This is a genomic window from Streptomyces pseudovenezuelae, from assembly GCF_001513955.1.
Taxonomy (GTDB): Bacteria; Actinomycetota; Actinomycetes; order Streptomycetales; family Streptomycetaceae; genus Streptomyces; species Streptomyces pseudovenezuelae.
Window position 1 is genome coordinate 166,354 of record NZ_KQ948151.1, and the last position, 17,100, is coordinate 183,453.

Annotated in this window: 10 protein-coding genes and 5 pseudogenes; 4 read left to right on the forward strand and 11 right to left on the reverse strand. The window is 69.9% G+C overall.

Annotated features, from left to right (window positions below):
* Positions 1-294: 294 nt before the first annotated feature.
* Positions 295-1,401 (forward strand): annotated as a pseudogene (locus AQI94_RS32560) (ricin-type beta-trefoil lectin domain protein).
* Positions 1,402-1,622: 221 nt separating this feature from the next.
* Here AQI94_RS32560 and AQI94_RS32565 read toward each other — a convergent pair.
* The 4 genes and pseudogenes from AQI94_RS32565 to AQI94_RS32580 form a co-directional block, all read right to left on the reverse strand.
* On the reverse strand, positions 1,623-3,119 hold the full coding sequence (locus tag AQI94_RS32565; RefSeq protein WP_031057688.1) for a cellulase family glycosylhydrolase: 1,497 nt from the start codon (positions 3,117-3,119) through the stop codon (positions 1,623-1,625).
* A 192-nt stretch (positions 3,120-3,311) separates the two neighbouring features.
* Positions 3,312-4,478 (reverse strand): cellulose-binding domain-containing protein, encoded by a 1,167-nt coding sequence (locus AQI94_RS32570; protein WP_031057687.1) that lies wholly within the window; start codon positions 4,476-4,478, stop codon positions 3,312-3,314.
* Positions 4,479-4,503: 25 nt separating this feature from the next.
* On the reverse strand, positions 4,504-5,811 hold the full coding sequence (locus AQI94_RS32575; protein ID WP_031057686.1) for a cellulose binding domain-containing protein: 1,308 nt from the start codon (positions 5,809-5,811) through the stop codon (positions 4,504-4,506).
* Between the two features lie 359 nt (positions 5,812-6,170).
* Positions 6,171-6,827 (reverse strand): annotated as a pseudogene (locus tag AQI94_RS32580) (HTTM domain-containing protein); the annotation flags it as partial.
* 84 nt (positions 6,828-6,911) lie between these two features.
* On the opposite strand from AQI94_RS32580, the pseudogene AQI94_RS32585 reads away from it, so the two are divergent.
* A pseudogene (locus AQI94_RS32585) lies at positions 6,912-7,562 on the forward strand (MFS transporter); the annotation flags it as partial.
* Positions 7,563-7,718: 156 nt separating this feature from the next.
* On the opposite strand, the gene AQI94_RS32590 reads toward AQI94_RS32585, so the two are convergent.
* Genes AQI94_RS32590 through AQI94_RS32600 form a run of 3 tightly spaced genes read right to left on the reverse strand, consistent with a single transcriptional unit; the run spans position 7,719 to position 11,290 of the window.
* Complete coding sequence (locus AQI94_RS32590) at positions 7,719-10,277, reverse strand: ABC transporter permease (protein ID WP_037945124.1); 2,559 nt, start codon at positions 10,275-10,277, stop codon at positions 7,719-7,721.
* A 3-nt stretch (positions 10,278-10,280) separates the two neighbouring features.
* Positions 10,281-11,036 carry an ABC transporter ATP-binding protein gene (locus tag AQI94_RS32595; protein WP_031057682.1) on the reverse strand — a complete coding sequence of 252 codons (756 nt, stop codon included), beginning with the start codon at positions 11,034-11,036 and terminating at the stop codon, positions 10,281-10,283.
* The gene (locus AQI94_RS32600) at positions 11,033-11,290 is read right to left on the reverse strand and encodes a hypothetical protein (RefSeq protein ID WP_031057681.1); all 258 of its coding nucleotides are present in this window, start codon (positions 11,288-11,290) and stop codon (positions 11,033-11,035) included. Before AQI94_RS32600 ends, AQI94_RS32595 begins: the two co-directional genes overlap by 4 nt.
* Before the next feature lie 935 nt (positions 11,291-12,225).
* Between AQI94_RS32600 and AQI94_RS32605 the strand changes: the two are divergent.
* Positions 12,226-12,477 (forward strand): annotated as a pseudogene (locus AQI94_RS32605) (FGGY-family carbohydrate kinase); the annotation flags it as partial.
* Between the two features lie 237 nt (positions 12,478-12,714).
* On the opposite strand, the gene uppS reads toward AQI94_RS32605, so the two are convergent.
* The 4 genes from uppS to AQI94_RS32625 all read right to left on the reverse strand — a co-directional run bounded on the left by uppS (position 12,715) and on the right by AQI94_RS32625 (position 16,517).
* Positions 12,715-14,379 (reverse strand): polyprenyl diphosphate synthase, encoded by a 1,665-nt coding sequence (gene uppS / locus AQI94_RS32610; RefSeq protein WP_078902929.1) that lies wholly within the window; start codon positions 14,377-14,379, stop codon positions 12,715-12,717.
* Positions 14,380-14,536: 157 nt separating this feature from the next.
* A complete protein-coding gene (locus AQI94_RS32615) occupies positions 14,537-15,403 on the reverse strand; it encodes an ABC transporter permease (RefSeq protein ID WP_037945123.1) in 867 nt (288 codons plus the stop codon).
* Positions 15,400-16,008, reverse strand: coding sequence for an ATP-binding cassette domain-containing protein (locus AQI94_RS32620; protein ID WP_031057671.1), 609 nt, complete (start codon positions 16,006-16,008; stop codon positions 15,400-15,402). Before AQI94_RS32620 ends, AQI94_RS32615 begins: the two co-directional genes overlap by 4 nt.
* A gap of 65 nt (positions 16,009-16,073) precedes the next feature.
* Positions 16,074-16,517, reverse strand: a complete 444-nt coding sequence (locus AQI94_RS32625) for a hypothetical protein (protein WP_225890342.1) — start codon at positions 16,515-16,517, stop codon at positions 16,074-16,076.
* Between the two features lie 345 nt (positions 16,518-16,862).
* Between AQI94_RS32625 and AQI94_RS32630 the strand changes: the two are divergent.
* A pseudogene (locus AQI94_RS32630) lies at positions 16,863-17,100 on the forward strand (RICIN domain-containing protein); the annotation flags it as partial.

Sequence of the window (17,100 nt, forward strand, 5' to 3'; positions counted from 1 at the left end):
CCCGGAGCCCGACTGAACCGTGCCTCGACACCCCGTCAGGCGCTGCCCACCCGACAACGTGACAACGCCAACCCGTGGCCGGCCAGTGCTTTGTCTGCGAGGAGGCCGGGCATGCCCGGCCTCCTGGGAGCGGTCGCGGACAGCCGGCTACGCACAGGTTCCTCACCGTGCCGTTCCGCCAGTAGGTCATGTGCCCACAGATGCCAGCGGGACGACACAGCAGCCGAGTTGCCGACACGAACGTCGAGCAGCCCGCGCCAGATTCAGCACTCACTCGCAGAAGAGGACGACTACATGAGAAAGTCTTGGATCCTGTCCCTCATTACGATGGTCATGGCCACGCTCGGGATGACGGCAGCAGGTGTGGCCCCTGCCTCCGCCGCCTCGAACACGCCCTTGCGGGTCATGCCGTTGGGCGACTCCATCACCTGGGGCGTGGGAAGCAGCACGGGCAACGGCTACCGGGGTCCGTTGTGGGACAAGCTCGCGGCAGACGGCCATCCGCTGGACTTCGTCGGCACGGGGCGGGGCGGTTCGATGTCCGACCCCGACAACGAAGGTCACCCCGGCTACAAGATCCACCAGATCGCCGAACTCGCCGACGCCTCGCTGACCCGCTACCGGCCCAACGTCGTGACGCTGATGATCGGCACCAACGACCTCAACGAGAGCTATCAGGTCTCCACCGCCACCGCCCGGCTGAAGTCGCTGGTCAACCAGATCACCGCCGACGTCCCCGACGCGACCGTCCTCGTGGCCTCCCTGGTCGTGTCCACCAGCGGCTCGGAGGAGCAGTACCGTGCCGCGTACAACCAGGCCATCCCCCAGATCGTGAGCGAGGCGCAGTCCGCGGGCAAGCACGTCGCATACGTGGACATGAGCAGCCTGACAACGGCCGACCTGGACGACGCTCTGCACCCCAACGACGCGGGCTACCAGAAGATGGCCGACGCCTTCCACCGCGGCATCCAGTCCTCGGACAGCTCCGGGTGGCTGAGGAACCCCGCCCCCGCTCCCTCACGCGTGTAGTCCGAGTTGGGCGGCAAGTGCCTGGACGCCAGCGGCTTCGGCACGGCCGACGGGACCGCTGTCCAGACCTGGAGCTGCACCGGCGCAGTCAACCAGGTCTGGTCCGCCTACACCGACGGCAGCCTGTGCTCCATGGGCAAGTGCCTCGACGCCGTCGGCTGGGGCACCACCAACGGCACCAAGGTGCACCTCTGGACCTGCCACGGCGGCGCCAATCAGGTCTGGGAGCCCTACAACGGCGGCTACCGCAACCCCGCCTCCGGCCGCTGCCTCGACATTCCGGGCTTCTCCACGGCCGACGGCACACAGCTGCAACTGTGGGACTGCCACGGCGGCTCCAACCAGAAGTGGACCACTCTGGCCGCCGGATGACCTGGATCTTCGAACCTTTCCTGCCCCTAGCCCCCGGCCACCCTCTCCCCCGCCCTTGTCAGCTCGTCCCCCTCCCGTGGCGCACCATGTGCGATCTTGAGAAGCTGCACAGTCAACGAGCACCTCGTCAGCCTCACACTCGTCAACCCGGGCCGAGTTGTGCCGTTGGGGCGCTCGGCCGGGGCGGCGTCGTGGGCGGGTGGGCGGCCGCTGGGCGCTCGTTACTGGGCCGAGTAGGGCTCCTGGCTGATCAGGTGGGCCTTCAGGCCTTCGCCGACGCCTGGTTCCGGGGTGCCCGCCCAGTCCTTGATGAGCACGCCACCACTGCTGCAGCCCCATGGGTTCCAGGTCCACGCGAGATACCCCATGTCGTGCGCGTCAGCCCAGTCCACCAACCGCTGCATGTAGTCAAAGCCGCAGTCGTCCTGGCCGAACTCACCGATGACGACCGGAACCTGTTGTGCGAGCGGGGCAACTTGGCTGTCCCAGCAGGACGCTGTCGCACAGGCGTTGAAGCTGTACGAGTGCCATGACGCGGCGGTGTTGTACAGCGGGTCGGCCGGCATGTGCGTCAGCCACTCACGCATGTCGTTGGCCCACTCAAGGCCACCCAACATGAGGACGTTGGTCGCGCCGGTGGCCCGGACCGCGTCGACCAGGTCCTGCATGCCCGCCGTCTCATAGGGCAGGCCCTCGCAGGTGCCGCCGTCCCGCCAGCACTGCCAGCCGACGGTCTTGTCCCAGTCGGCGGCGATCTCCGGGTACGGCTCGTTGAACAGATCGAAGACGACGGCGTCATCGCCCTTGAAGGCGTTGGCGACACCAGTCCAGAACTGGGGGGCGTACTGCGCGTCCGGCATCGGTTTCTGGCAGGTCGCGGTGGCGTCCTTGCAGTGCCAGTCCGGCCCGTTCGTGTAGGCACCCCGCGTCCAGTGCAGGTCGAGGATCGGGGTGATGCCGTTGGCCACCAACAGGTCGACGTAGTCCTTGACGCCCTGCTGGTAAGTGGTCCCATTGGGCGAGCCGTTGAGGCCCAGCCAGCATTCCTCGTTCAACGGCAGGCGTACCGCGTGGATGTTCCAGGTCTTCATCGCGTCGACGGACGCCTGATCGACCGGGCCGCCGTCCCACAGCCCCTTGCCCTGCACACACGCGTATTCACCGCTGGAGCGGTCCACACCCAGCAGCCGGTACGGCTTGCCGCTCGCGGTGACGATCTTGTTGCCGGACACCTTCAGCTCCGGGGCCGGACCGCTGGGACCGCCGGTCGGAGTGACGGTGGGGCCGGGGGTCGGGGACGTCACCGAGCCGGTACAGGTCACGCCGTTGAGCGCGACCGAGGCGGGTTCGGGATTGGCGCCCTTCCACGCACCGGTGAACCCGATGGAAGCCGAGCCGCCTGTGTCCAGCGCCCCGTTCCAGTCGAGGCTGGTGGCGGACACGTGGGCTCCGGACTGTGTCCAGGTGGCACTCCAGCCGTTGGTGACCTTCTGGTCGGAGTTCGGGAAGTCGAACGTCGCGGTCCACCCTCGTACGGGGGATCCGAGATTGGTGATGGCCAGGTTCGCAGTGAACCCTCCCGGCCATTCGCTCTGCACCTTGTACGCGACCGAGCAGCCGGTGGCGGCTGCCGACGCGGGCAGGGTGGCCATGGCAAGGCCACCCAGGATCAGCGCTCCGGCGGCGCCGGTGGCCGATAAAGCGTGACGACGTTTCACCTGATCTCCTCGTTGCCGTAAGGGATCGCTGAGCTCGATACCCAGCTGATCGACGAACCGGTGAGCCGGGGCACAGGCCGAGGGCCTGTGGCTGATCGGTCCACCAGGCGGGTGGTGCGCGCCGTACGGATCAAGGAATCGACAGCTGTCGCGCGTTCAGATCCTGTCGTCCCGACGGATTCCGCGCGGGCGTCAGCAGCCGATCGGTGAGGAACCCAGGGCCACGTCGTCGAACCAGAGAGTGTCGTCCCCGGTGCCGTAGCTCTCCCAGCCCAGGCGCAGGCCGGTGGGGCGGGGAGGGGTCCCGCGGGCGAGCCACTGCCCGTCGACGTCCTGGGTCGGTACTCCGTCCACGTGCAGTCCGGCGACCTCCTGGTCGTCGACCCAGGTGCGCATGGACTGGGCGGTGGTGTCGATCTGGTAGCGCAGGCACAGCCACCGGCCGGTCGGCAGCGGGGTGCTGAGCGCGACCCCCGCCGGGCTCTGTTCCGGCAGCGTCGCGTCGTCGCTCTCGCGGTTCCACTGCAGCGCGCCGTTCTGCCCGCCGACGCGCAGCGCCCTGCCGCCCTGTGAGGCGTCCGGCATGGACACGAAGGTGACGTGGTTGGTGGGCAGGGCGGTGGTGTGCCGCACCCGCATGCGTACGTACACCACGGGTCCGACGGAGGACAGATCGCGCGTGGAGGCCGCGAAGGCGTGATTGCAGTAGCCTGCGCCGCCGTTGATGCGCAGCGACCTGGTGCCGCTGTAGGCGACGGACGTGTCGACGCTCACCTTGCCCGTGCCCTGGCAGTCGGGTGCCGTGGTCTGCCAGGCGCCCGAGGGCACGGTGCCGGTCTGGTCCTCGAAGTCGGAGCAGATCGCCGCCCCGGCGCATTCGGCCGGCGCCGTGGCTGTCGGTGTCGGTGTGGCGGTCGGCGTCGGCGTGGGGGGCGCGGTTCCGCCGCAGGGCACGCCGTTGAGGACAAAGGCGGTGGGAGCCGGGTCGGCGGTGCGCCAGGTGCCCTGGAGGCCGAAGTCCACGGACCCGCCGGCGGCGAGCACGGCATTGTGCGCGGCGTTCACGGCGGTCACCGCGCCGCCCGACTGGGTGACCTGCGCGTTCCAGGCGGACGTGACCTGCTGGTCGCCGCCATAGGTCCACTCCAGCCGCCAGCCGTTCAGGGCGGCGCCGAGATTCGTGACGCGGATCTGGGCGGTGAAGCCGCCGGACCACTCATTGGTGGTGTACGTGACCGTGCAGCCTGTCGCCGCGCCCTGGGCGCGCGACGTCGCGATGGCGGGAAGGGCCACCGCCACCACGGTCAGTACCAATGCCCAGAGCGGCAGTCGGTGGCGGCGCACGCGTAATGAAGTCATGGCCATGATCAATCTCCGACGGTGGTCAGGACGCGGTGCAGGAGAGCGTGCCGAGGTCTCGGTCGTCGCCGCTGAGCGTCATCCCCCAGGTCGTCGACCCGCCCGGTGCCAGCGTGCCGTTGTAGGAGGCGTTGCGAACGGTGGTGGCGGGGCGGGACGGATCCACCACCGCGTTCCAGCGGTTCGCCACGGCCACACCGCCCGGCAGGGTGTGGTGCACCGACCAGCCGGTGACGGGCCGGGACCCGGTGTTGGTGACCGTGACGTCGGCCTGGTACCCGCCCTGCCATGAGCCGGTCAGCTTCCACTCCGCCGTGCAGGCGGTATCGCCGGAGGGACTCGGCGCGGGAGTGGGAGACGGTGTCCCTCCAGAGCTGTCCGTGGTGTAGGGGACGGCGGTGTAGTCCTGCGAGCAGCCTCCCGCGCAGCCTGACGGCAGCGAGAAGGAGTACGTACGGCCGCCGCCCAGCCAGGCGTCGGAGGCGTCGCGGATCCGAATGGTGAAGTCGCTTCCGCCGGAGGCCGTCTCACCGATGACATAGGACTGCCCCATGTCGCTGTTCATGGTGGCGTCGGTCCAGGCGCCGTTCACCAGGTACTGGACGCCATGGATGCCGCCCGGCAGATGGGAGACGGCGATGGCGGGCCAGTACCGCTGGGCTCCCCTGAGGAAGCCGATACGGATGTCGCCGCTGTAGTCCGGGGCCGGGACGAAGCTCCAGGAGACATGACGGTTGTTCCAGTGGTCCGGGAACATCGCCCCCACGGGGGTGCCGTCGATCCGGAAGCGGTTGAGGGAATCGGTCGCCAGGTCGAGGTGGTTGGGGTCGTCCCGGCACCAGGCGTTGGAATCGGCGCAGCTGTCCGCGACGAGCATGGTCAGGGTGGCCCCGTTGTACTTGTCGGCCACCCAGGAGCCGTTGCGGCAGAAGGGCTGGCCCGCGGCGCCGTCGTTGGTGCCGGCGCAGTAGTCCCCGATGGTGACCTTGACCCAGCGGCCGCAGTTGCGGCCGTTGTCGAAGGCGCCCTTGATCGATGCGCTCGAGTCCGGCACCGGGCGGGGGTAGGCGCCCGAATAGTCGCCGGGTGTGTTGAACACGTTGAGCGCCACGAAGTCCTGGCTGTCCAGTTCGCGCTGCGGCAGACCGCAGCCGCCGTAGGGGCTGCCGAGCCCGGAGAAGTGGGTCGCGTTGCCCAGGACCTCAGTGGCGGCGGCACTCGCCGCGGGCGGCTGGGCCGCCGCCGCCACGACGGGTAACGCGGCGCAGCAGAGCGCTGCCACCAAGGTGGCGACGCGCCGGGCGGGTGAGCGGGGGGTCGAAAGAAGCTGCATGGGGGGATCCGCCTTCTTCGTGACGGGGCGCCGTGTCGTTCGTGTGGACCCCTCTGGGAGGGAGGGGAGCGAGTGCTGGATCACCTTCACTGTGGGAGCGCTCCCACAGTGATGTATTCGGGACTGTAGAAGAGGGCCATGACCCTGACAAGGGGTCGCGTACACGTCGGAGTTTTCAGCGTCTCCGGGGCCGGGGCGGGGCGGGCCCGGACAGGGGTGTAGGCCGCTGAGTTTCCGCTTGTGCTTTGGATAAAGGAGCTGCCGCCCTACCCTCCGAGGCGCAGGTAGAGCGTGCCAGCCGGGTCCCTGTCGATCTTCTCGGCCAGGTGAGCACTTCCAGACACCCCGGCCCGTGGCCTTCAGCGGCGCCACGGTGCCAGCTGCGACGGCACGAGTGCCGGCGCTCCGCACGGCGAATCCCCCGCCGTGCTCCATACGTCCGGCCGCCTGTTCAAGCGCCGCCACCCTCGTCCCAGCGACCGGTAGAAGCGGTCCGGCAGGAAGACGGCGTCCGCGATGATCATCGCGCCGGAGAAGAGCGGCAGCCCCATGACGATGGCGATGCCCACGTGCATGCCCAGCAGCATCATCTGGACCGGGTACTTGAGCCGTCCGAACAGGACGAACGGAAACGCGACCTGCAACAGCACGGTCAGGTAGCAGGCGATGCCGATCATGACGTCGTGCCCGTCCACCATGAGCGAGAGCTCGGGCCAGGGGCGGAACAGGTCGAGGTTCAGGACGTAGCGGAGGGCGGTCCCGTTGCCCCAGGTGCCGCCCTGCACCTTGTAGAGGCCCGCGGACCCGTAGAGGAAGCAGACCTGGGCCGCGATGACGAACATGCCGCAGTTGTGCAGCACGGACGTCAGGGTCCGGTGGGACTCGCGAAGCCCGGCCGCAGCCCGACGCGCAGACGGGCACGTGTTGCTTCCCGCGGAGGCCCCCAGACGGGCTCTGCGCGCGTCCAGGGACCAGCGCCGTCCGCATGCGGTGAAGACGAGGTACATACCCATCACGCCGACCGGGGCGGTCACGGTTGCGCCCAGTCGAGCCGCGATGCGGCGTTCAGCTCGGCAAGTGATGCCTCGTGCAGTCGTGGCGTCATGCTGCCCTTGTTCCTGCCGCCGCTTCCTCCGGCCCAGGCCACCCAACTGAGCGCCCTCGGCGGCATGCTCCGCAGGGCCGGCACCCGTTTCGCCCTCCTGCTGACGTTCCTCGTCGTGCTGGCTCACTTCGGCACCTACACCTACGTGACGCCATTCCTGGAGCAGGTCACCCACGCCAGCGATCGCCTGGTCACTGCATTCTTGCTGCTCTACGGTGCCGCCGGCATGATCGGCAACTTCTTGGGCGGCGCCTGGGTGGCCCGGTATCCGCGGACCGTCTTCGGGCTCGCGGCCGGCCTGATCGCCGCGGTGACCCTCCTGCTTCCAGCCTTGGGCCGCTGGGAGACGGGCGCAGTGATACTGCTGCTCGTGTGGGGTGTCGCATATGGCGCTGTACCCATCGCGTCGCAGACCTGGTTCTCCAAGGCGGCGCCGCATGCCCCAGAAGCGGCATCGGTCCTGTTCACCGCCTCCTTTCAGGCAACAATCTCTGTTGGTGCACTCGTAGGGGGAGTCGTCCTGGACCGGACCTCACCCTCCGCGGTCATGCTGCTGGGCGGTTGCACCGCGGTTCTCGTGGTCCTGGCGGTAGGGGCACGTTTCGCCGCGCGCCTCACCGGTCCAGGCTGCACGCAGCGGTCCTGAACGTACAGAGACCCGCCCACGCGTCCTTCTGAACAGCACTTGCCGCATGGTCCCTCGACCTGACTGCTGTTTGGTCAACCACTCACCGCACGCAGCTCGGAGTCTCGATGGCCATCGTCCTCAGCATGGCCCCGTCTGGGGGCATTTCGCAGCTGCTCACGTCGCCCGGATCGCGTCCGCCGGGGCCCTGCGAAGGGCCTGGCGGGTGGGGAGTTCGATCGTGAGGAATGCCGTCGTCACGATCGTCGCCGCGACGCCGGGCAGCAGCCAGGCCGGCCCTGCCGGCCAGGGGCGGCCGAGGAAGCCCTGGCCGAGGAGGGCGAGCGGGAGGGCGGAGAGGAGCATGCCTGAGACCAGCGCCGCCGCCGCGATCACGGCCGCCTCACGGCGCATCATCGCCCGGATCTGCCGCGGCGTCGTGCCGACCAGCTGCAGCGCGGCGATCTCCGTACGGCGCTGGACCGTGGCCGCGACCAGCTTGTTGGCGATGCTGAGGAGGAGGTAGCTGAGGAGTACGACGATCGTCGCCAGGTTGATCCACACCTCGGGTGGGGTGTCCTGCTTGCTGCCAGAGCCCGTTCCGGACGTGTTCTCCAGGGCCAGGCCCGGGTGTGCCGCCGTCAGATCGGTCAGTACGCGTGCCGCCGTCGCCGTGCCGTCCGTGCGGACGAGGAGGCTCTGGGTGAGGCCGGAGGTGGTGTGGCCGGACATGAGTTCCCCGGAGACGATCAGTGAGCCGAAGCCGAGTCCCCGGTCGTACACGGCCGCCACCCGCGCCTCGGTCCGCGTGCCGTCGCCGAGGATCAGCCGGATCCGCCGGCCGAGTCCCGCGTCCCGCGAACCGGCGACCTCACTGCTCACGGCGACCGTGGCGCCGGTCAGGTCCGCCAGCCGGCCCTCCCGCACCCCGGGGTCCAGGACGCCGGCCGCGTCCGGCGTGGCGATCAGAGCCGGCACCGACTCCACATCGGCCTCGCCGAACATCTCGTACGGCCAGACGACCGTCGTCGAGCCGACGGGTGCGGCGGACCGCACTCCGGGCAGCTTGAGTACGGCGTCACGCGTGCCGGCCGGCAGGCCGCCGAGGGCTGGTGCGCTCAGCCGGTACTGGGCGAGCGTGCCAGCGCGGGTGTCCTGCGTGGTCGCCGCGAGGACGGTGGTCTGCGCGAAGGTGTAGGTCAGGACGAACACGACCGCCATCGCCAGCGGGCTGACCACTGCGGCGACCCGCAGCGCGTACGCCTGTACGTTGGCGAGGGCGAGCCAGGTCGGCGCGGACGTCCAGGGCCGCAGCCGACGTACGGCGGCAGCCCCCGCCGTACGAACCAGAGCCGGGCCGCACAGAGCCAGGCCGATCGCGGCGACGATCCCGACGATGGAGGTGGCCGCCGCCCCGATCACTGTGCGGGTGAACAGCGGGGTGACGGACAGCGCGCACGCGGCGGCGATCAGCAGAAACCCGGTGAGGGTACGGCCCTTGGAGGGCTTGCGCGGTTCGCTGCGGGACTCGGCGACGGCCTCCGTCGCGGGCATCCGAGAGGTGCGCCAGGCCGCACCCCGGGCGGAGATCTGCACGGTCAGCGCGAGCAGGAGGAGGGTGGCGAGGGCCGGCAACGGGCTGACGGTCAGCGGGAGTCCGGGCGGCAGGACGCCTCGGTCGGCGAGCATGTCGTGAAAGCGGCCTGCGAGGAGGTAACCGATTGCCACTCCGGGGGCCAGGGCCACGGCGGCCACCACGGAGGACTGCGCGGCAGCCAGTCGGCGGATCTGCCGTGGGGTCGCCCCGACCGCCCGCATCAGCGCCAGGTCGCGGCGCTGCCCGGCAATCGACACACCCAGCGCGCCCGCCGTGACGAACCCGGTGATCAGCAGCACGATCCCGCCGAGCGAACCAGCGAGCAGGATCAGCAGCGAGCGGGCCGTGCCCACGCCCGGCGCGACGGCCTCGCCGATGTCCGCGCCGGTGCGGACGGTCAGCCCGGTACCGGCCACCTGGTCGCGCAGCGCGTCGGCGACCCGCTCACCGGCTTTGGGCGCGGTGCGCAGGCCGATCAGGTCGTAGCGGCGGGCGCCGTCGCGGCTCGCGAGGCGTATCGCCGTGGCATCGGCGAAGTACACGCCCGCGCCCGGTGCGTCGACCACCGCGGTGACGCGATAGCGCACAGCGGGGCGGCCGCCCGCCACGGCCTGGACCCGGTCCCCGATGCGCAGACCGGTCGCGGCGGGGACGGCGATCTCGTCCGCTCCGGCCGGCGCGCGGCCGGTGACGTGCGGGCGGGCCAGCAGTTGAGTGGAGGACCAGCCGTGTCCGGCCGCCGTGGGGTCGTCAGCGGTGGGTACGACCTCTCCCCCGGCGTCGATCAGCCCGGCCGGGAAGCCGAGGTCGCCGACCACGGCCGTCACTCCGGGCAGGTCCGAGAGCCGGTCGATCAGCGACGACGGAACGCGGGCGCGCTCGGGTAGGGCGAGCGGCAAGTCGCCGTCCGGGTGGTACTCCTGGTCGGCCGCCACGACGATGTCCGCGCCGCCGAGCCGGCCCGGCGGCAGATGTGAGCGCAGCCCGGACTCGCCCAGGACACCGGTGCCGGTGAGCAGAGCGGCCCCGCCGAGTACCGCGCACACCACGGCGAGCAGCACGGTGATCCGGCGCGCGGTCATACGCAGGGCGATCGGGAAGAGAGGGAGGTGGGAAGGGGTGCGGAAGTGCTCGGACATGGGTCAGCACGCTCCCAACGCGACGAGTCGTTCGGCCAGTTGGGGCGCAGTGGGGTGGTCGAGGGCCTCGACCACCCGGCCGTCGGCCATCACCAGCGCCTTGTGGGCGCGGGCCGCGGCGGCCGGGTCATGGGTCACCATCACCACCGTCTGGCCCAGTTCGTCGACCAGGGTGCGCAGCAGCTCCAGCACCTCGTGCGCACTGCGCAGATCCAGCGCTCCGGTCGGCTCGTCGGCGAACACGACGGCCGGACGAGCCGCCAACGCCCGTACCAGAGCCGCGCGTTGCTGCTGTCCGCCGGAGAGTTCGGCGGGGCGGCGGCTGAGGTGGCCGACCAGGCCGACGCGCTCCACCAGCGCCGCGATCCACTCCCGGTCCGGGGCGCGGCCGGCGAGCCGCAGCGGCAGCGTGATGTTGTCCTCGATCGTGAGGGATGGGATCAGGTTGTACGACTGGAACACGAACCCGACGCGCTCGCGCCGCAGTTCGGTGCGGCGTGTCTCGTTCAGGCCGGCGATCTCATGGCCGTCGATGCGGACGCTGCCCGATGTCGGCGAGTCCAGCCCGGCCGCGCAGTGCATTAAGGTGCTCTTGCCGGAGCCCGAGGGGCCCATCACGGCGAGGAAGGTGCCGGGCCGGACCGTCAGAGACACCTCGTCGAGGGCCTTCACATCGCCCGGGTAGGTCTTGGTGAGGCGCTCCAGCGCGATGGCGGGGGCGGGCGCGGGGGCCCGTACGGTGGTCGTAGCGAGGTTCACCGGCGGCCGCCCTTCAGGCGGCGTACGACGAGGGCGGTGGCCGCGAGTGCGGTGACCGCGCCGCAGGCGAGGTTCACGGCGACACCGACGGCGGCGTAGGAGGTGACCATGTTCGCGACCGCGCTGATCACCAGGATCAGCCAGAGGAGGACGCGGGTGACCTCGCCGCGGGGCACGTCCGGGGCGAGGGCGTCGTGGTGCCTGTCGTTGTCCGCGTCGTGGACGCTCAGTCGGTAGGGGTCAGTGCTCGCCATCGTGGGCTCCTTAGCGGGGACTCGGCTGATGTCTCGGCCGGCGTCCCGGCTGATGTCTCCGACGCTACGGACCGCGTCCCCCCTCGGCCGATCCCGCCAACCGCCGGATCGGTGGTACAGCCTGCTGTACTCCACGGCGAAATGGGCCTGCCCCTGGGGCCGTTGATGCACATCAGGAGGGGAGCGAGCGTAAGGACAACCGACCCAGCCGGCACCGCGACCCCATGGCCACTGCTGACGCGACCCAACTTCCGAGCGTCCGCGTGAGATCGTCGTCAAGGTCCTGCGGACCTCCGGTGCCGTGCTCGGGCAGCTGGTCGGCGGACTTGGGACGGCGGCGATGGCGCTGGGCGTGCCGGTGCCGGCGGCCGTTGCTGCAGTGACCGCCCGGTGTGGGAGCTGCGGCCGGGTGGTCGGACCCTGCTGCTGCGGGCGAACCGTCAGATCTCGCTGCGTACGGCCGCGCCCTCGCAGGAGCTGCTTCGGAAACCGGAACTGACCGGAGCCATCACCCAACTCGATGTACGAGCGGGTCCCCACGGCGACGAGCGTGGTGGCGCTGGATGCGGCCGGTTTCAGGTGGGACGGCGGATGGCCTGTACGGCGGCGTCGTAGAGGTCGAACAGGTCGGCTTGTCCGCCCAGGCGCACCCATTCCTCGTTGGCTGCCTGCAGGCAGATGATTTGCTGCGGCCGGGACAGCGCGGGCCTGCAGGGTGCGGCGGTCGGAGTCGGGCAGCCGCGGCTCGATCAGCGGTGCGAGCAGGTCCTGCCAGCGGGCTTGCTTCTCGGCGTGTCCGGCGCGAAGGGAATCGTTGCCGAACAGCAGCATGATGAACTCCAGGCGCCCTTCGGCTGTCATGTCGATCTCCTCAAGCACCTGGAACGCCGCACGCAGCGCCGTCCAGGCATCCTCGTCGGCCGGGCGCTCGGCGAGGCGCGCGGGTCTGCGTCGGCAACGTCGACGCGCACGTCACCGCCCCGGCGGCAGCCGCCCTGGAACCCGGCCAGATGGTCGCCATCATGGGCACCTCCACCTGCCATGTCATGAGGTCCGACCAGCTCGGCACCGGGCCCGGCATGTGCGGGGTCGTCGACGGCGAGATTCTCCCGGGCCTGTGGGGCTACGAGGCCGGGCAGAGCGGTGTCGGCGACATCTTCGCCTGGTGGGACCGACGCCCGTGGCCCTGCTGAGGGCCTACCGACCAGCGCGGTCACCGTCGAGATCAGCAACCCGGCGGCCAGACCCGCCCTGATGGTCCACTCCCCCGCTGTCCCCGCCACCGGGCCACCGGGCCACCGGGCCACCGGGCCACCGGGCCACCGGGCCACCGGGCCAGTGTCAACGCGCCGGACACCAGCAGGGAGGAACAGTCGCTTGCGAACTCCACGGCGTGACGTCCAGGACCCCTGGACATGCGCGCCTTACTGCCCAGCGCCGCCGTGGCGTCGTTGGCGTCGGCTGTATTCGGCGATGGCCTGCCAGAGATCACGTCGGTCGACGTCGGGCCAGTAGTCGGGAGTGAAGTACAACTCGGCATACGTGGTGTACCAGGGAAGGAAGTTGGACGTGCGCTGTTCGTTGCCCGTGCGCCACAGCAGGTCGACGTCCGGCATGTCGGGGTGGGGCAGGTGGCGGGCGAAGTCGTCCTCACGGATGAGGCCGGGGTCGATGTCGCCTGCGTGGGCTGCCTGGGCGAGGGCTGCCGCTGTCCGCGTGATCTCGTCGCGGCCGCCGTAGTTGATGCAGACGGTGAGGGTCAGGCCGGTGCGGTTGCGGGTTCGGCGCTCCTCGCGCACGAGAGCCTGGACGAGTTCCTCGGGAAGTTTGTCGGGGTGGCCCAACCAGCGCTGTCGTACGTCGAGGTCGCGGATAGGTCCCTCGTCGAGGTCTCGTCGGATCTCTTCCAGGATCGTGGTGATCTCCTCGGTGTCGCGTTTCCAGTTCTCGGTGGAGAACGCGTAGAGGGTCAGGTGACGCAGGTCGATCTCCAGGGCGCCGTAGACCATCTCGTGGGCGGCGGCGGTGCCGACGCGGTGGCCTTCCGGGCGGGGCAAGCCGCGCTGCTCGGCCCAGCGGCCGTTGCCGTCCATGATGACCGCCACGTGGGCGGGCATCCGGTCGGCCGCGATCTGCGGAGGCCGGGCACCGGCGGAGTGCGGTGGCGGGGGGCGAAGGGCGGTGCTTTCGGCTTCAGCGCTCGGGCCCCTCACGGTCGCCGCGGGTCGTCGGGGTCCGGGCATGGTCAGGGGCGTCAGGCTCCAGGCAAGTTTCGAGCGGATGCGGGCGGGGACGAGGATGCCGGTACGGGCCGCGAGAGACGGGCGCGGGGCGCGTTTGAGCAGGGAGTGGCCGGCCGCGTCGACGGCATCGAGCTGGGCGCGCATCAGGCAGGCGGCCGCGTCGAGCACGATGGCGGGGCCCGGGTGCATACCTCTGGTCATCGCGGGCCGGGTCACCCATTGACGGGCCAGAGCCGTCAGCTCCCGGATCAAAGCCGCTGTGGCCGGGCTCCACTTCCCTTGCCGCAGGGCGTCCTCGGCGCCGGGGAAGGCGTCCAGGGCCTCCTGCGGCAGCAGCAGGTCGCCCTGGGCGAGATCGGCGCTCAGGTCGGTGAGGACGTCGGTGAGCTGGGCGCCGTCGATGAACCGCTGGTAGTCCTGCTGTCGGCCCAGCCGGAGCGTCATCGGCACTCCGGCCTGTTCGAACAGGTGCCGCACCTGGTCGACCCAGGGCACGACTCCCTCGCTGCACCAGGACCGCCAGGCGGCCCAGTCGGCGAAGTGCCGACCGCGGGCGTCATCGCGTGTGCTGTTCATGGCGCCTCGGAGGCTGGACAGGTCAAGGCGCCATCGCAGGGCGGTGTCCACCAGGGCCTGCCGGACCGGATCCCCGCTCGTGCCGGCCACCAGATCGCATTGCAGGGCTTGGGTCCACGCTTCGACGCGGGTCGCACGTTCGGCCGGCTCCGCATCCTGCTGGTCGGCCAGGTCGTCCAGGACAGTCGCTGCCGCCCACAGGGCCCACCCGGCCGGGCGCAGCACGGCCGGCATCAGTTGGATGAGGACGTAGATCTCGGGATCGTGCACGCGTGTGGTGCGCCGGCACAGCCGGTACGCGGCCCGCAGAGATGGGTCTTCATCGGTGGGCGGGCGGTGCGTGGGTAACGGACGTTGTGGCGGCACAGCGGTGTCGAGGTCCGCCGTGGTGGAGTGCGTGGTGGTGCGCATGTCGGGAGCCGGGACCTCAGTGTGCTTTCGTGTCGGACGCCTTGGCCGATGGGCCGGCCGTTGGGCGCGGTGCGGGAATATCGGTCTTGTTGCTTGCCAGCCCGGACGGCGCAGTGGAGGCGGTCGGCAGGCAGTTGCGGGTGCTGTGGCGGAAGCCCAGCAGGGCTACAAGGGCGGCCAGCCCGAACCAGGTGAGCTCAAGGGCCAGATGCCCGGGGACCGGGCTGGTGGAGAATCCGGCCGCCGTACCGGCCTGCATGGCCCCGTACGAGGGCAGGCAGCGCATGACCGGGTTGTCAGCCCCCGAACTCGTGATGGGGTTCTGCAGCGCGAGATCGATGATGCTGGTCATCACGATGGCGAACATCCCCTCGACTTCCCGGCGCAGCAGGGACCCGAAGACGACTCCCAGAGCGCCGTAGGTGAGTCCGGCGCAGAACAGGGAGGCGGCGAGCAGGAGAGGCTGGCGGGGGGCCCAGGACAGGCAGATGACCGCGGTGGCATAAGCGGCCACCGTCGCCGAGACCAGGACCAGAGCGGTGACTTTTGCCAGGACGAGGTGGGTGCGGGGGTAGCCGGCCATCGCCAAACGGCGGTCGAAGCCGCTGCCGGAGAAAGTGGCGGCGAACATCATGAAACCGGTGATCAGGGTGACGGCGTTGAGCGCTCCGCTGAGCGCGGTCAGTTCATTGCCGTGCGGGGTCAATGCTTCCCCTGTGGCGCGAAGCCGCATCCGGGCCGGGGTGTCGGGCATCGCCAGGTACGCCAGGGAGGTCCACACCGGGACGAACAGGATCACCAGAATCATGGCGAACCGGTTGCGGCCGTGTTCGAGGAGCGTGAACCGGGTGGCGACAGCGAGGCGGGTCAGGTGAAACCTCACGCCGCGGCCCCCGCCTCGCCCGTGCGCAACATTCCGCTCTTCAGGCGCCACAGCTCGTCCAGGCGTTCAGTGTCGTACGCGAGGTGGGAGACGATCAGCACCGAGCGTCCCGCGTCCCGCAGCCGCGCGGCCAGATCCCAGAACCGCTGGTAGGTGTCCCAGTCGAAGCCCTGATACGGCTCGTCCAGCAACAGGACCTGCGGATCGTGCATGAGAGCCAGCGTCACGTTCAACTTCTGCCGTGTGCCGCCGCTGAGAACCCCGGCCCGCTCATCGGCGTATTCGGTGAAGCCCAGCACATCCATGATCTCTTCGGCGTAGCGCACATCGGTGAGGCGGTAGGCCGTCTGGAAGTACGTCACGTGCTGTTGGACCGTCAGCGCGTCATTGAGTACCACGTGCTGCGGGCAATAGCCGAACCGGCCGCCGTGACGGACCGATCCACGCACGGGCCGCAGTTCGCCTGCCAGAATCTTCAGCAACGTGGACTTGCCGGCGCCGTTCTCCCCGACGATCCCGCACAGAGTCCCGGGCCGCAGCCGCAGGTCAACGCCCCGCAAAACCACACGCCGACGGTAGGCATGATGCACATCCCTGATCTCCACGCCCATCTCCTTTCCTCTGTAGTCCTGGACCGCCCTTGATCGAACGGCCTAACGCTCGCGACGCGTCACAGACACGGGACCCATTCGCGACGCGACTGCCGTAGGCCCGGACGCACCGGCCCGTTGCCCTGGTGCGCGTGGAACTCGTAGAACCCGCTGACCACCGATAGCGCGTGGTTGATCGTCCGTGGCGCGTAGCCGGCACGCAGGACCGGCTTCCCAGTGCGCAGGTTCACCGAGCCCGGAGCCGGGCCACTAGCCGACTTGCGCTGTCGTTGAGGGTTCGGCGCTGTCCGCAGCCACCCGGCTAGCACTGCGGTCTCGGCCTCGGTCGCATTCTCCCAACCGACCCCGAGCAGCCACAGCAGGCGGAACCAGCGCAGCAGCCCGTACCCGTAGCTGCGAACCGTTAGCGGGCTGCTGTCGTGCAGGGCCAGGTCCCTCAGATATGCAGTGATCGGCTCGATCTCGTCGTCGTACCCGTTGAGGACGATGTACGGGGGATGCACCCTCCTCGCCGGAACTACCGCCCCGACACGGGGGACGTCCGCTCGTCCCTCCATCAGTTCATGCCGCAGGTCCACTCGCGCTCTCCGTGTTGGTCTTGGGTACCAGCACCCAGACCAACGAGAAGACGTAGTGCAGATAACTGTGCATGACGGTGCCCTCGATGACGGGCACGGGCCATCGTGGTCGAGCATGGTTGCCATGGTGATCGGTCCAGCGCCGTCCCCGGACCGGATCGGCCGGCATGAGGGCTCGATCCGGTGGTTTTCCCCATTTTTCGGGCGTAGACAGCGGTGTTCGGGGATCCTGCCGAGGTACCCCTGAAGACCCCTGCAAGGAGACCCTCAGTGCGCCGCCCGACCCGGAAAGCCTTCGCCGCCCTCATCGCCGCAGCCGGCCTCGCCCTCCCTCTCCTCACCCCCACATCCGCCTCGGCTGCCACCCACACCAGTCGCTTCGCGAACTACCGCTACGGAGACTGCCTGCGCGAGAACTCCGAAACCGGCCTCAAGGGCGACCGCTGCACCACCGGACGCGGCAGCCTCCTGTGGCAGTGGAACGGCCGCCTCAACACCAACACCACTC